12 protein-coding genes are annotated in these 14,744 nt (G+C 54.0%); 5 read left to right on the top strand and 7 right to left on the bottom strand.

What is annotated here, in order from left to right; all coding sequences use genetic code 11:
- Window positions 1–140 precede the first annotated feature (140 nt).
- Entirely contained in the window at window positions 141–1,328 is a 1,188-nt protein-coding gene (locus E2F51_RS17450) for a sugar transporter (protein ID WP_105759072.1), read from the top strand.
- A 50-nt stretch (window positions 1,329–1,378) separates the two neighbouring features.
- Here the strand turns inward: E2F51_RS17450 and rhaM are convergent, their stop codons facing one another.
- Genes rhaM through rhaB form a run of 4 tightly spaced genes read right to left on the bottom strand, consistent with a single transcriptional unit; the run spans window position 1,379 to window position 5,260 of the window.
- Window positions 1,379–1,693 carry an L-rhamnose mutarotase gene (gene rhaM, locus E2F51_RS17445; RefSeq protein WP_053143355.1) on the bottom strand — a complete coding sequence of 105 codons (315 nt, stop codon included), beginning with the start codon at window positions 1,691–1,693 and terminating at the stop codon, window positions 1,379–1,381.
- Window positions 1,683–2,525 carry a rhamnulose-1-phosphate aldolase gene (gene rhaD / locus E2F51_RS17440; protein ID WP_134824065.1) on the bottom strand — a complete coding sequence of 281 codons (843 nt, stop codon included), beginning with the start codon at window positions 2,523–2,525 and terminating at the stop codon, window positions 1,683–1,685. Before rhaD ends, rhaM begins: the two co-directional genes overlap by 11 nt.
- Before the next feature lie 9 nt (window positions 2,526–2,534).
- On the bottom strand, window positions 2,535–3,791 hold the full coding sequence (locus tag E2F51_RS17435; RefSeq protein WP_134824064.1) for an L-rhamnose isomerase: 1,257 nt from the start codon (window positions 3,789–3,791) through the stop codon (window positions 2,535–2,537).
- On the bottom strand, window positions 3,788–5,260 hold the full coding sequence (gene rhaB / locus E2F51_RS17430) for a rhamnulokinase (protein ID WP_134824063.1): 1,473 nt from the start codon (window positions 5,258–5,260) through the stop codon (window positions 3,788–3,790). Before rhaB ends, E2F51_RS17435 begins: the two co-directional genes overlap by 4 nt.
- Before the next feature lie 299 nt (window positions 5,261–5,559).
- Here rhaB and rhaS point away from each other — a divergent pair, with 299 nt between their 5' ends.
- Both rhaS and rhaR read left to right on the top strand, forming a co-directional pair.
- Window positions 5,560–6,387, top strand: a complete 828-nt coding sequence (rhaS, locus tag E2F51_RS17425; protein ID WP_134824062.1) for an HTH-type transcriptional activator RhaS — start codon at window positions 5,560–5,562, stop codon at window positions 6,385–6,387.
- An 8-nt stretch (window positions 6,388–6,395) separates the two neighbouring features.
- Window positions 6,396–7,265, top strand: coding sequence for an HTH-type transcriptional activator RhaR (gene rhaR, locus E2F51_RS17420; RefSeq protein ID WP_134824061.1), 870 nt, complete (start codon window positions 6,396–6,398; stop codon window positions 7,263–7,265).
- Between the two features lie 82 nt (window positions 7,266–7,347).
- Here the strand turns inward: rhaR and rhaT are convergent, their stop codons facing one another.
- Entirely contained in the window at window positions 7,348–8,382 is a 1,035-nt protein-coding gene (gene rhaT / locus E2F51_RS17415; protein WP_013202053.1) for an L-rhamnose/proton symporter RhaT, read from the bottom strand.
- A gap of 369 nt (window positions 8,383–8,751) precedes the next feature.
- Here rhaT and aldA point away from each other — a divergent pair, with 369 nt between their 5' ends.
- Entirely contained in the window at window positions 8,752–10,191 is a 1,440-nt protein-coding gene (gene aldA, locus E2F51_RS17410; RefSeq protein WP_134824060.1) for an aldehyde dehydrogenase, read from the top strand.
- A gap of 583 nt (window positions 10,192–10,774) precedes the next feature.
- Window positions 10,775–11,818, top strand: coding sequence for an acyltransferase (locus E2F51_RS17405; RefSeq protein ID WP_167738411.1), 1,044 nt, complete (start codon window positions 10,775–10,777; stop codon window positions 11,816–11,818).
- 63 nt (window positions 11,819–11,881) lie between these two features.
- Here the strand turns inward: E2F51_RS17405 and E2F51_RS17400 are convergent, their stop codons facing one another.
- A complete protein-coding gene (locus E2F51_RS17400) occupies window positions 11,882–13,168 on the bottom strand; it encodes an MFS transporter (protein ID WP_134824058.1) in 1,287 nt (428 codons plus the stop codon).
- A complete protein-coding gene (locus E2F51_RS17395) occupies window positions 13,165–14,592 on the bottom strand; it encodes a M20 family metallopeptidase (RefSeq protein WP_134824057.1) in 1,428 nt (475 codons plus the stop codon). The genes E2F51_RS17400 and E2F51_RS17395 overlap by 4 nt, the downstream gene beginning before the upstream one ends.
- Between the last annotated feature and the right edge of the window lie 152 nt (window positions 14,593–14,744).

Here is a 14,744-nt window from a genome sequence, read left to right as displayed (position 1 = left end):
AGTCCGACAATTATACTGTTTTACAAAAAAGGGCACTTTTTCGGTGTCATCTGGCGGATAAATAAAACACAATACGCGCTTAATTTCTTAGATTCCGCCCGATGTGGAATTAACTTTCTATCAACAAGTCGTTAACTCCAATGCAATCTACTAATCCTGTTTCACGCAAAACAGCGTGGCTACGTGTCTTCATGTTAGCCATTGCCGCATTTATCTTTAATACCACCGAGTTTGCACCGGTCGGTCTGCTGTCTGACATTGCGGCCAGCTACAATATGAACACGGCACAGGTTGGGTTGATGCTGACCATTTATGCCTGGGTCGTTGCCCTGCTGTCACTGCCGATGATGTTGCTGACAAGAAATGTTGAGCGTCGCTTCCTGCTGATTGCCATTTTTACGCTGTTTATCGCCAGCCACGTGCTCTCGACCTTTGCCTGGAGTTTCAATATCCTGGTACTGTCGCGTATCGGCATTGCCCTGTCTCATGCCATTTTCTGGTCGATTACCGCGTCTCTGGCGATCCGCGTTGCGCCGGCGGGCAAAAAGACTCAGGCATTAAGTATGCTGGCAACCGGCACCGCGCTGGCGATGGTATTGGGCCTGCCGATTGGTCGCATGATTGGACAGTACCTCGGCTGGCGTATTACTTTCGGGGTGATTGGATTTGTCGCGCTGGTGACCATGCTGTGCCTGGCGAAATTATTGCCGAAGCTGCCAAGTGAGCACACTGGCTCACTGAAAAGCGTGCCGATGTTATTTAAGCGCCCTGCTCTGGTTTCGCTTTATTTACTGATTGCCGTCGTCGTGACCGCGCATTATACCGCCTACAGCTATATCGAGCCGTTTATTCAAAGTGTGGCGGCGATGGGTGCCAACTTTACTACCTTCCTGCTGTTGATATTTGGTGCAGCCGGAATTGTCGGTAGCATTCTGTTCAGTACCCTCGGCAATAAATTTCCGGCGGCATTTTTACTGGGTGCCATAGCGCTAATTACCCTTTGCATGCTGACGCTGTATGTTTCGGCCACCCATACGTTGGCGATTTCCACGCTGTGTATTTTCTGGGGCATGGGAATAATGATTATCGGGCTGGCGGTGCAGGTTCGCGTGCTGGCGCTGGCACCGGATGCAACTGACGTCGCCATGTCGTTACTCTCGGGGATTTATAATATCGGGATTGGCGGCGGCGCGTTGCTGGGTAATCAGGTTAGCCTGCATCTGGATATGCAGAATATTGGTTACGCTGGCGGTACGATTGGCCTGCTAGCGCTGGCCTGGTGTGCGTGGAGCATGCGGCGTTATCCGCAGTTACGCATTAATGGCTAAGCGGATTTAAGCTTAAAAAAAACCACCTTTTCAGGTGGTTTTATGTTTTCTCAGTCCAGATAAAACACCGACTTGAGCTCAGTACTTACCGGGCTGTTATCCGCGTTAGACGGCATCAGTTCACACATCGATTGCCACCAGCGCTGACATACGTCGGTTTCTGCCACCGCATTCCAGCGCGCTTCTGATTCTATCTCCACCACGCCAAACAGCAGGTTGCGCTGCGCATCAAGAAAGATGCTGTAATGATGCGCGCCATGCTCCTTGAGGGTTTGCGCCAGTTCAGGCCAGATCGGGTTGTGCCGCTGCTGATACTCCTGATGCTTATCCGGATGAACCTGCATCACGAACGCTTTACGCAACATGAGGATGACGCGCCTCCAGTGCAGCCGGCCACGGCTTAACGTTAAAGCGTTCGCCCAGCGCAATCAGCTCTGCGGTGGTGATACTCTGCTTCATACCGCCCATCGACAGCACTTTCACCACCACTTCTGACGATTTCTCCGCGGTATCAATCAGACCAAAGGTCTCGTCAAGCGTCGGTCCTGCGCCAAAGATGCCGTGGAATGGCCACATCACCAGGCTGTGGGAGGCCATCTGTTCAGCGGTTTTTTCGCCGATGCCGTCAGTGCCAGGCACCATCCACGGCACGATGCCCACGCCATCGGGGAAGACCACCAGACACTCGGTACTGCCTTCCCATAACAGGCGGGTGAAACGGGCAGAATCCAGCTCAACCACATAACTTAACGACATAAAGTGGGTGGCGTGACAGTGCATGATCACGCGGTCGGCACCGTTGGTAGCCTTGATGCGCACGCTGTGCGACTGGAAATGTGATGCCAGTTCAGACGTCGGAAGCCCGCCGTTGGTCAGCCCCCAATAAATGCTGTAGGCGCGGCCATCTTCGCTGACCCGAAGCAGCACCAGGCTGTCGGCAGGATCCAGCTGCACATTGCGGAAGAACTTGCCCGATCCGGTCACCAGGAACCAGCAGTTTGCCAGTCCCGGAGCCGGTTGCGTCAGCTCAACGGTACGTGGCTCGCGATCGAAGTCCTGCGCAAAAGGCCTGACTTCTTCGTCCAGTAAACGCAGGCTGACGTTACCGCCGTTGCGCTCATCCCATCCTTTCAGCCACATATCGCTGGTAGCTTTAACCATGTCCCGCACAAACCAGGCATTGAGAATATTTTGCATGTTAGATCCTTAACGTTTGCTGAGAACTTGTTGTTCATAGTGGCGAACATCGCCTAACCAACCGGCACCGGCCGGCACATCGTGACGCAGGCAGTAGGCTTCCCAAACGGCCTGCCACGGCAGAGATTTTTGCTCTTCATACAGCGCCATACGCGTGGTGTAGTCCCCTTCCAGTTCAAGCATTTTCAGGGTATCTACCGGCTCAAGCAGCGCACGCAGCAGCGCCTTTTTCGCGTTGCGGGTACCGATGACCCAGGCCGCAATACGGTTGATGGAGGCATCAAAGAAGTCCAGGCCGATATGCACTTTGTCGAATAGCTTCTGGCGGACGATTTCATTGGCTATGGCCTGAGTTTCATCATCCAGCGCCACCACATGGTCGCTATCCCAACGTACCGGGCGGCTCACATGCAGCAACAGACGCGGAACGTACAGCATGGCGGTGGAGATTTTGTCAGAGACCTGCTCGGTTGGATGGAAGTGACCGGCATCCAGGGTCAGCGCCGTCTGGCGGCTGCTGGCATAGCCAAGGCAGAATTCATTGGAGCCCACGGTGTAGCTTTCCGCACCGATGCCGAACAGCTTGCTTTCCACCGCATCGTAATGATGTGCAGGGTCGAGCTTCTCGCTGATAATCTCATCCAGCGAGTTCATCAGTCGTTCGCGCGGGCCAAAACGATCGATGGTTTGATCCTTCATGCCGTCCGGAACCCAGATATTCATAATTGACGGCGTTCCCAGCTGTTCGCCAAAGGAGGCGGAAATTTTCCGGCTGGCCTTGCAGTGTTCAATCCAGAACTGGCGGATTTCCGGATTAGGGTGCGCCAGAGTAAAACCATCCTCACTGAGCGGATGCGAGAAACAGGTGGGGTTAAAGTCCAGACCGAGCTTATTTTTCTTCGCCCATTCAACCCACTGGCTGAAATGCGCGGGCTTGATGTCGATACGATCGACCGGGCTTTCGGCATCCAGATAAATAGCGTGCAGATTCAGACGCTTCGGTCCTGGGATCAACGCCATCGCCTGATCGAGGTCGGCACGCAGTTCGTTAGCCGTGGTGGCTTTGCCCGGATAATTTCCGGTGGCCTGGATACCGCCCGTTAGCGCGCCCTGCGGATTTTCAAAACCTTTGACATCGTCGCCCTGCCAGCAGTGCATGGAAACGGGTAGCTTATCCAGCTGGGCCATCGCAGCGTTGACGTCAATGCCAATTTCAGCGAAACGCTGTTTCGCCAGCTCAAACGCCTGTTCGATTGCTCGGGTCATATACATAGCTCCTTTGCCTTGTGTGTCAGTGACTGGAAACGCGGCCAACTGCGGCGATAGACGTCACTGGCGTGAGGGGTAAACGTTTTAAGAGAGAAGTTTTGTTTGATCAGCTGGCGCAGATGCGTGACGTCCTGAATATCACCACTGGCAATCAGCTGGCTGCCGATGTTGCCGAGCGTGGAGGCTTCAACTGGCCCGGCGATCACCGGGATACCGCAGGCATCCGCGCAAAGTTGGTTGAGTAACGGGTTCTGACAGCCTCCGCCGACAATATGCAGCCAGCTAAAAGCATGGCCCCGCAACGCCTCAAGTTCATGAAGGACCTGGCGATAAAACAGCGCCAGGCTGTCGAAAATACAGCGGGCAAGTGCCGGTGCGTCCGTTGGCGCAGGCATACCCTGTTCAACGCAGGCATCCTGAATCTCCCGCACCATATTCGTTGGGTTGATAAAGCGATCGTCGTTGGGGTTGATCAGCGACCGGCAGGCTGGCTGGCGTTCTGCTTCATCGATCAACGCACATAAATCCTCGATAGCCAGTTCGCTGCAAACACGCTGAAGCAACCACAGGCCCATAATATTTTTCAGCACCCGATAGCGGCCTTCCGCGCCGCCTTCGTTGGTGATATTCAGTGCCAGCGCGGCGTCACCGGTAAAGGGTTCGAGGCTTTCAAAGCCCATCAGCGACCAGGTGCCGGAGCTCATCCACGCGGCATTGGTTCCGGCGACGGGCGCTGCCAGTACGGCGCTGGCGGTATCGTGGGTGGCGACGGCAATCACCGGCACCTGCTGGCCATCGGCGCTGGTCCAGTTACCCAGTGGCGTCCCCGGCTGCGAAGGCGTGCCAAACCAGCTGGCCTTTGCACCGGTCCACGCCAATAACGTCTCGTCCCACTCTCCGCTATCAATGTTCAACAGCTGGGTGGTGGTGGCGTTGGTGTATTCCCAGTTCAGCTGGCCAGTTAAACGATAATGAAGGTAGTCCGGGATCATCAGCGCATGCTTAACCCGATCCAGCCATTCAGGCTTGGAGGCGGTCAGCGCACGTAGCTGATACAGAGTGTTAAAAGGCAGGAACTGGATGCCGGTATGTTGATAGATCGCCTCGCGGGATAACGCCTGACAGGCTTGCTGCATCACGCCCTGCGTACGGCCATCGCGGTAGGCCACCGGCAAACCGACCCTTTCGCCATCCTGGTCCAGCAGAACGTAGTCCACGCCCCAGGTATCGATCCCGATGCTGTCCGGCACGATGCCCTGTTCGACCAACGTGTTCAGGGCGCGGGTGATAAAGGTTTCCAGCGCATCCACATCCCAGCACTGCTGCTCATCCACGGTGACCAGACGGTTAACACAACGGGCCACTTCTTCCAGCTGAAGCTCACCCGTTTGGGCATCAAAACGGGCCAGCATCACGCGTCCGCTGGAGGCACCCAGGTCGATGGCAACACAATTTCGCAAGGTCATAGCATTGGCTTCCTTTCTGTTCGATAGCCACAGTCTAAAAGCCTGACGATCTGACACCTTCCCGTAACTGCCAGCCGCTGTCGGCCGCTGGCAATCTGGCAAAGGTGAACGTGAATCAGCTCACAGTTTTGTTTTTCAACTGCTTAGGGTGTCGATGTGACACGCCGCGCAAATCTGTTATTCCCTTGCACCATTCTTAGAAATACAGCTCGTTTGCGGCTAATTGCTGTCGAAAATTCAAGGTCAGCGCCTCGCGTCGGGCAGTAGACTTGCCCGATGACTGCTAAAGAGGAAAGATCATGACCGTATTACACAGCGTGGATTTTTTCCCGAGCGGCGGACTGCCGATAGCCATAGAACCGCGTGCCCCTCAGGGTGCGTTTCCCGAGCACCATCACGATGATTTCCATGAGATTGTGATTGTCGAGCAAGGTGCGGGCATCCATATCTTTAATGGCGAGCCGCGTCCTTTATGCGGTGGCTGCGTCTGCTTTGTGCGCAATCACGATCGCCATCTGTACGAAAATACCGACAAGCTGATCCTCACCAATGTGCTCTACCGCGGGCCGGAAGCCTTCCGCTTTGTCACCGGCTTTCAGCATCTTCTGCCGCAGGAATGCGAAGGCAACTACCCGTCCCACTGGCGCATTGGTAATAAGGTGCTGGCACAGGCAAAAGCGCTGATTGATGATTTGGGCAAGTCGCCCGATGGCGCCGACTGGGAAAATCAGGCGGAACAGGAGATGCGCTTTATGCAGCTGCTGGTGCTGTTGCGCCGTGGGTGCAGCGAATTGCCAGGAGACGATCAGGATGGCCGGATGCGGGGATTGCTTAACTGGCTGGCCGAGCATTTCAGTGAAGAAATTGACTGGGAAGCGCTGGCAACCCGCTTCTCACTGTCGCTACGCACCCTGCATCGCCAGTTAAAACAACAAACTGGCAGCACACCGCAACGTTATCTGAATCAACTACGTCTGTTGCAGGCGCGTCATTTGCTACGGCACAGTGAAATGCGCATTACCGATATTGCTTATCAGTGTGGATTTGGTGACAGCAATCACTTTTCCACACTGTTTAAGCGCGAGTTTGGCACCTCTCCGCGTACCATCAGACAAAATGATCTGTGAGGTGAACCTTGACGCCAACCCTTCGCCTGGCGAAAGCCGACTATTTCCCTTCTGAGCTGATGCCTGTGGCGGTTGCTGACCGCGCGCCACAGCCCAGCTTCCCGCCTCATATCCATGAATTCAGCGAGTTAGTGATCGTCTGGCGGGGCAACGGCCTGCATGTGATGAATGACAAACCCTGGCTAATCACCTGCGGGGATTTGTTCTACCTGCGGCCCGATGACTGTCACAGCTTCCAGTCAGTTAACGATTTGGTGCTGGACAACATTATCTACTGCCCGGAACGCTTCACGCTGGGACTGGATTGGAAAAACTTCCTGCCGGAAAATGACGGTTCCGCCTGGCGGCTGACCACCCGGGGGATGGCGCTGGCCCGTGGAGTCATTCATCAGCTGATGCAGGAGAGCCGGAAAAGCGACCAGCTCTCCAGGCAGCTAACCGAAACCTTATTCCTGCAGCTGGTGTTGACGTTACAACGTCACCGATATGCCGCGGACAGCGCCTGGCAATTACCGGAAGGTGAGCAGTTAGACCTGTTGATGTCCGCCATTCAGGGACAGATTGCCACTAACTTTGACCTCAGCGCATTTTGCCAACAGCATCAGCTGTCAGAACGTGCATTGAAGCACTTATTCCGCCAGCAAACCGGGATGACGCCTTGCCATTACATTCGCCAGCTGCAGCTGTGCCGGGCGAAGGTGTTACTGCGCAGCAGCGACTGCCTGATCGGTGAAGTGGCCGCCCGATGCGGCTTTGATGACAGTAACTATTTTTCGGTAGTGTTTACCCGCGAAACGGGCTTAACGCCGAGCGCCTTCAGGCAACAGTTTGAACATGGCAATCAGCGTAAAACGCATTTTTCCCGACACGAAGGATAAAGGAAGGAAGGAAAGAACGGCCGGCACCACGTCCCTGTGGTGACGGTAACAACCTCGGGCATCCTGCCCACTCAGGCTTGCCTTAGGACATCATACCCATTCCGACGATATTCGCTGCGAGGATAATCACCGCGCAGCCACCGCAAAGTACGCTGACCGGACGACGCCCTACATTTTTCCACTCCTTTAATACCAGCCCGACCAGACCACCACACAGAACGTAGAAGCTCATATGCAGCATCCAGCTGATAAAGTCATATTCCGCAGGAATGCGGGCATGGCCCCAGGCATAGAAGAAGAACTGCAGATACCACATGGTGCCGCCCAGCACGGAGAGCAGCACGTTGCTGATCAGCATGGATTTGGCCACCGAGAAATCTTTTCTGACCGAAAGATCGGATTTTGTTGCCAGACGAATAAAGCAGAAGCCAAGATTGACCAGCGCACCGCCGCCCATAATCACCACATAGCTCGGCAATGCGGTATACAGCGGGTCGATACCCAGGGCCGCCGCCGCATCATGCATCGGCTTGGCGGCGTTCATCGCGAAGGACATGCCGGCGGAGAAGATGCCGCAGATCACCGCCAGCACCAGCCCCTTTTTCAGGTTGAACTCTTCGGCGGTGATGCCCATCGCCCGCTCTTTTAATAAGCCCGCGCGTGAAACGATGGCCACACCAATCAGCGCAACCAGGACGCCCAGCAGCGTTAGCCTGCCCCCTGCTGAGCTGAACAGTTCGACGAAGCGGCCCTGCAGTAACGGCGTCATCAGCGTGCCGACCACCAGAGTGATACCGATGGCAATACCAATCCCCATCGACATGCCCAGATAGCGCATGGTCAAACCGTAGTTGATATTCCCTACGCCCCACATGGCGCCAAAGAGAAAGACAGGCAACAGCTGAGAGAGAGAAAAGCTGCTGTAGTACCCCCAGAAGTTTGGCAGCAATACGGCACTGACCGCCCAGGGTAAAACGATCCACGATGCGATACCGCCAACTGACCACATGGTTTCCCATGACCAATGACGGACTTTTTTGAACGGAGCATAGAAGCAGGCGGCGCTGGCCGCGCCCACCAGATGCCACAGGATGCCTGAAAGGATTGCTTGATTCATTATTATTTCCTTCGTAGGAGGGTGAGGTGCCCGGTATCCGCAGTCTACGAAGGATCGAACCGCGGGCACCTTAGGCTGACTGCCCGCTGTGGCAGAAACCTGGCAAAATTCAGCGCCTCCTGCTGACCGCGATCACAAATCCTGTTTCTGATGCCCTTCCATGAAAATCCCCTTCCCACCTGATAATTCCCTCATTTTTAAGCGTAAATTGCTTTTTCACCGTCAGGCCCTGCGGTTCTTTTAGATTCTGCCACTCCTTACGACTGAATGGCAGTCAGGGAAAGGTCATCGCGCTTTTCCTGCGGCAGTATTTTATAACGCAACATTTCATTAACCTCACCATAAAATAGTGTTTACGGAGAATCTGCCATGACCGCACGCCAACATCGCCTTTATATCAATGGCCAGTTTGTAGAAAACCGCAGCGGACGCTGGATTGATGTGATTAACCCCGCGACGGAAGCATTGCTCTCTCAGGTGCCGGAAGGCAACCGTGAAGATGCCGACCGGGCGATAGATGCCGCAGAAGCGGCACAGCCCGCCTGGGAAGCCCTTCCTGCCGTGGAACGGGGCAACTGGCTGCGCAAAATTTCTGCCGGTATCCGTAGCCGGGAAGCAGAAATCACCGCCACCATTGTTGCCGAGGGCGGTAAAACCCAGCAACTGGCGCAAACGGAAGTGCTGTTTACAGCAGATTACCTCGACTATATGGCTGAGTGGGCCCGCCGTTATGAAGGCGAGATCGTACAAAGCGATCGGGTGAATGAAACCATCATGGTATTTAAAAAAGCGATTGGCGTTACCACCGGCATTTTGCCGTGGAACTTCCCCTTCTTCCTGATCGCGCGTAAAGCGGCCCCGGCCTTAATCACCGGTAACACCATCGTGATTAAGCCCAGCGAACTGACGCCGAATAACGCCATGCTGTTTGCCGACATTGTCGACCAGGTGGGTCTGCCTGCGGGCGTCTTTAACCTGGTAACCGGTTATGGTCCGGAAGTCGGCCAGGCGCTGGCCGCCAATCCCAAGGTCGGTATGGTCAGCCTGACGGGTAGCGTCAACGCTGGTATTGCCACTTTGCAGGCAGCGGCGCCGAATATCACTAAAGTTTCTCTTGAGTTGGGCGGAAAAGCGCCTGCAATAGTGATGAATGATGCAGACCTGGATTTGGCGGTAAAAGCCATTGTCAGCTCCAGAATGATCAATACCGGGCAGGTTTGTAACTGTGCTGAGCGGCTCTATGTGCAAAGGGAGGTTTATGACGAGGTTGTCGGGCGTCTGGCGACCGCTTTCGGCCAGGTGACCAGCGGCAATCCGGCAGAACGCAGCGACATCGATATGGGCCCGTTGATCTCCGCCGATGCCCTGACGCGGGTTGAACAAAAGGTCGCGCTGGCGGTTGAACAAGGCGCGACAATTGTCACCGGCGGGAAACGCAGTGGCCAGCGCGGCTATTTCTTCGAGCCGACGCTTTTGACCAACGTGTCTCAAAAAATGGAGATTATTCAGGAAGAAACTTTCGGCCCGGTGCTGCCGGTTATTCCCTTTAACACCCTTGAAGAGGCGATTGAAATGGCCAATGACAGCGAGTATGGCCTGACCTCCTCGATTTTCACCCGTGATTTGAACACCACAATGCAGGCACTCAAACAGCTGAAGTTTGGCGAGACCTATGTGAACCGCGAGAATTTTGAGGCGATGCAGGGGTTCCATGCCGGCTGGCGAAAATCAGGTATCGGCGGCGCCGACGGCCGCCACGGTCTGGAGGAGTACTTACAAACTCACGTGGCCTATCTGCAGTATCATTAATTCACATTGTGTTTCCAGTAATGAAGCAGCCGGCGGAGTTTTACCGGCTGCTTCCGGTCATATCAGGCCATGCCGCATTCATTCAGCCCCCTTATACCGGGCTCCAGGATTAGTCCCATAGTTAAGGGTCCTTAACTATTCATGATGACCGGTTGTGTTCCCCGGCATTTTGGCAGAAGTTGCTAATCATTTGTCGCCGTTAAATTCCCAGTATTAGCACTGTGTTGCCTGAATTCAGCACCTTGCTGACGGTTAAACAAAAAACAATTATTAGCGCCATTTATTACTTGCACACTTTATCCAAAATTAATTAAAGCAACAGGTACAGGAAATTCCTAAACTAATTAAAGTTGTATTTTACATATGGAAATAAATGATTAAATCAGGTTAATGTATCACCTCACACAGAGCGCGTTTGAGCTTATGTGTTGAAAGAAAGACACACACAGCAATCTCATTACAAAGAGGCCAATAAAGGCCCAATGATAAAATCCATCAATCTACAATTCTAAAAATGGATATGCTCCCTGCCCCTCACCGTTCTGCGGTGAGGGGTTTCCTACACAGCACCGGGGTCATTTACATGAAAAATAATTTACTCTCTATTACCTGGCTGCACGCCGCAGCCTGTTTATTGATCGTACTCTGCAATGCAGAAAGTTTTGCCGGTAAATTAAGTGACGTGAAATTTTCAGGTTTGGCAGGTTATGGTTCTTCAATCGGTCAGTTAGGCGTTTTCCTTTTTTTTATGAGCAGTGGCTATCTTATTTCAAGCCTGCACTGGAATGACTTTGGCGAAGGAAAGGTTATTCCGTTTATTAAAGGAAGACTGGTAAAAATATTGCCGGTTTATTATTTATTCACGCTGGTCACTATTGTATTTTGGGTGATACAACCCTCGTGGTTTCCATCTACAACCGTAGAACCTGTGGATAATATCCTGTCGCTGCTTTTTATTCCTTCGGTCTACATTAAAGAGCTCGGTTCGTTGACGCCGGTGCTCTCCTCAGGCTGGATATTCTGCTACGAGATGTTGTTTTATCTGATTTTTTCTACTGGCTTATTGCTGGCACGCCGTTCTGGACTGACCTTGATTTTCCTCAGCGTGATTGTGTTGGCCGCCGCCAGTTTACTGGTTCCGAGCGATAACCCCTGGTTCCAGTTCTATACCAATCCAGTAATGCTTTATTTTCTCAGCGGTGTTTTTTGTTTTGCCATACAGCCGAGATTAACGATACCCTGGTTTCACAGCGGATATTCGCTGCTGATGGTGGCCTTCCTGGTTATCGTTGGGACAACGCTTTCCCAGGGTTTCCTGCAACTGGTGGTTCTAACCCTGAGCTTCTTTATTCTGACATTTTTCAGTTTCCGCATCAGTAAATCGTCTTCTGCGGGTCGCGTATTAACGGCCGTCGGTCTGGCTTCCTATTCAATCTATGTCTGCCATCGCCTTTTAATGGGGGCGCTGGTGGAAATCCTTCAGTTGATTATTCCAGCGGGCAGCGGCCAGACTATTCTGTACCTCGCGATGGCGCTGTTATTGGTTGGCTCAGTCGGCTTCGGTTACCTGGTTTACTGGATGATTGAACGCCGTGCCTCAGTGATCCTGCAGGTAAAAGCGGGGTAACTATCCCTAAAAGTGCACCTCCAATTGTCCGTTGCCTGCGGACAATAGAGGTGCATTTCTTCGTTATGCCGTTATGCGTTTTAGCGACTGGGTTTTATACAACGCCCATCCGCTGAGCAATGCCAGTGCCATCAGATAATAGCTTGGCGCTAAACTTGTCCCGGTAGCGGTAATCAACAGGGTACAGATTAAGGGCGCAAAGCCACCAAACACCGTCACGGCGATGTTGTAGCTGATCGCCATCCCGCTGGCCCTGGTGGTCATCGGGAACAGATCGGCCATCATTGACGGCACCGTCGAGAAATAAACCGATTTCAGCAACGCCATCCATCCCACCAGCATCAGCAGCATTCCCGCCGTAGGACGGTTCACCACCAGCAGGAAGGCCGGGTAAATCGTCAGGATCAGCAAGATAAGCGATCCCCACATCAGCGGTGTGCGCCCTATTTTCTCCGCCCAAAGCCCCATCAATGGCGTGACCACCGTCAGAATAACCCCGGCTAACAGGGTGGCGCTGAACGCCGCCGTCCCTGAGAGGTGCAGGCTTTTGGTGGCATAGGTGGGGACATAATTCAGCATGTAGTTAATGCCGGTCGAGATCACCATCAGTCCGATGGCCAATAGCATCAGATTCTTCTGCTGCCCGGCCAGCAATTTCAGCGGAGAATGGGTTTTCTCCTGCGCGACAAAGCTGGCGGGTTCATGCACATGCCGACGAATATAGAGGCCGACCGGGCCAATCAACAATCCGAAAGCAAAAGGAATGCGCCATCCCCAGTCCTGGATTTGCGCTTCGCTTAGCCACTGGGTTAATCCCAGTCCGAACGCCGACGCCAGTAAGGTACTCGCGCCCTGGGTTGCGAACTGCCAGCTGGCGATAAATGCGCGGCGATGGGGAAAGTGTTCAACCAGGAAGGCGGTGGAACTGCCAAACTCGCCTCCTGCAGAGAACCCCTGAATCAGTCGCGCCAGCAGGATCATGATTGGCGCGATCAGGCCGATGGTGCCGTACGCCGGCATCAGCACAATGATCAGCCCACCGACCATCATCAGGGTGATCGACATCATCAGTGCCTTTTTGCGTCCGACGCGGTCAGCATAAGCGCCCAGTACGATCGCACCCAATGGCCGGATCAGGAAGGACACGCCAAAGCTGCCAAAGGTCAGCAATAAAGAAACGGCGGGATCCTGAGTGGGGAAAAACGCATGGGCGATATAGCTGGCGAAAAAGCCGTATACCGCGATATCAAACCATTCGAGAGCATTGCCCACGCAGGTGGCAAACAGGGTTTTATACAGGTTCGGCGTGGTGCTTAACGTGTCAGACTGCGGGTGAACGACGCTGCTCATACCGTCTTCTCCTGCTGCTGATACTGTTGATGGCTGGCCAGCAGATCCGCGCCCTTCTCGCCCAGCTCCCACAACAGCTGGGTCATCATTTGCAGCCCTTCGCGGGCAATGGATTTCAGCATATGTTCATCAACGGCATGCTGACCGCAGGAGGGATAGGAATGCGGCACCCATAACGTCGGCAAGCCGAGGATTTTAGCGAAGACATCATTTGGCAGCGAGCCGCCGAGGTTGGGTAACAGCGCCGGTTTTTTCCCGCTAATTGAGGACATCGCCTGAAGCGCCCAGTCCACCAGCGGATCGCGTGGGTCAAGCCGGGTTGCAGGCGATCCTCGCAGTACCTCCACCTCAACCTGGCTGAAGCCATGACTGTCGAGATGCTGACGCAGATGCTGAGCGATATTTTCCCAGTCGGTGCCGACCACAAAACGCAGCTGGCACACCGCCGTAGCTTTGCCGGGAATGGCATTCATTGGCCTTTCTGGATTACCGGTCAGGAGTGAGAGCACTTCGAAGGTATTCCAGCCGTATAAGCGTTCGGTTGGCGTCAACCCGGCTTCGCCCCAGTTAACCTCAATCTGCGGGCCATCGGTATTGTCCAGAACATCGATATCACTGAGGATTTCCCGCACGGCAGCGGAGATTGCCGGCGGTTTGAGCGCTGCAACCTGAAGCTGACCATGTTGATTGACCACGCAGGCCAGCGCGTTAGCCAGTTGAGTTCCCGGATTGGTCAGTAAACCGCCCCAGTTACCCGAATGATAATCGCGGTCGCGCGCATCGATACTGAGTCGGACGTTTACCGCGCCACGCGATCCGAGGAACAGCGTTGGGCGCTGCGCATTCAGCCGTGGACCATCAGAAGCAATAAAGATATCGGCCTTCAGCAGCTCTGGGTTTTCGGCACAGATTTGCGCCAGGCCAGGTGAGCTGATCTCTTCACCCATTTCAAACAGGAACGTGCAGTTAAAGCCCAGCTTGCCGCCGCGCGCGCGGAAGATTTGCTCAAGCGCCGCGATGTTTACCGTGTGCTGTCCTTTATTATCGGCACTGCCACGGCCGTACCAGCGGTCGCCCTCTTCGGTCAGCTGCCAGGGATCCAGCCCATCGCGCCAGTTTTCATCATCGCCAAATACCACATCGCCATGTCCGTAACACAGCAGCGTAGGTAAGGCTGCATCTTCGATTCTGCTGGCCACTAAAAAAGGGCGTGCGTGTGCGCTGGGATTTTCAAGCTGGGTCAGCGTAAACCCAAGCGCCTGCATCGCCGGGGCAATCTCTTCATCAAGGTAGCGCTGCAGTTCTTCATCACGATCGTTGCGCTGACTTTCAGTACGCAAGGCAACGCGCCTTGCCAGTACCTGTTTAAATTCGCCGCTATCAAAATACGCTGTGGCCTGCGCCACTGCCTGTTCACCCGTCATAGGTCCGCCCGTTGTGTTTGCTTGTTTGTTGTTATGTTCTGCATCCATCTAAGCTAAAATCGGGGTTTGCCACAATCATCAAAATATCAAACACGCGTTGCTTTTAAAGCAAGGCAAGATTGCACAGTTAAGCAGCATGCACCAGCAGAAGG

Origin of the sequence: Erwinia sp. QL-Z3 (genome assembly GCF_004551645.1) — a bacterium.
Lineage (GTDB): Bacteria > Pseudomonadota > Gammaproteobacteria > Enterobacterales > Enterobacteriaceae > Erwinia > Erwinia billingiae.
This window is presented reverse-complemented; position numbering and strand designations above follow the sequence as displayed.

Coding starts and splice junctions, on each gene's coding strand:
- rhaD (WP_134824065.1), bottom strand. CDS start 2,525: ATGCAAAATATTCTCAATGCCTGGTTTGTGCGGGACATGGTTAAAGCT.
- aldA (WP_134824060.1), top strand. CDS start 8,752: ATGACCGCACGCCAACATCGCCTTTATATCAATGGCCAGTTTGTAGAA.
- rhaB (WP_134824063.1), bottom strand. CDS start 5,260: ATGACCTTGCGAAATTGTGTTGCCATCGACCTGGGTGCCTCCAGCGGA.
- E2F51_RS17395 (WP_134824057.1), bottom strand. CDS start 14,592: ATGACGGGTGAACAGGCAGTGGCGCAGGCCACAGCGTATTTTGATAGC.
- rhaM (WP_053143355.1), bottom strand. CDS start 1,693: ATGTTGCGTAAAGCGTTCGTGATGCAGGTTCATCCGGATAAGCATCAG.
- E2F51_RS17405 (WP_167738411.1), top strand. CDS start 10,775: ATGAAAAATAATTTACTCTCTATTACCTGGCTGCACGCCGCAGCCTGT.
- E2F51_RS17435 (WP_134824064.1), bottom strand. CDS start 3,791: ATGACCCGAGCAATCGAACAGGCGTTTGAGCTGGCGAAACAGCGTTTC.
- rhaS (WP_134824062.1), top strand. CDS start 5,560: ATGACCGTATTACACAGCGTGGATTTTTTCCCGAGCGGCGGACTGCCG.
- rhaT (WP_013202053.1), bottom strand. CDS start 8,382: ATGAATCAAGCAATCCTTTCAGGCATCCTGTGGCATCTGGTGGGCGCG.
- E2F51_RS17400 (WP_134824058.1), bottom strand. CDS start 13,168: ATGAGCAGCGTCGTTCACCCGCAGTCTGACACGTTAAGCACCACGCCG.
- E2F51_RS17450 (WP_105759072.1), top strand. CDS start 141: ATGCAATCTACTAATCCTGTTTCACGCAAAACAGCGTGGCTACGTGTC.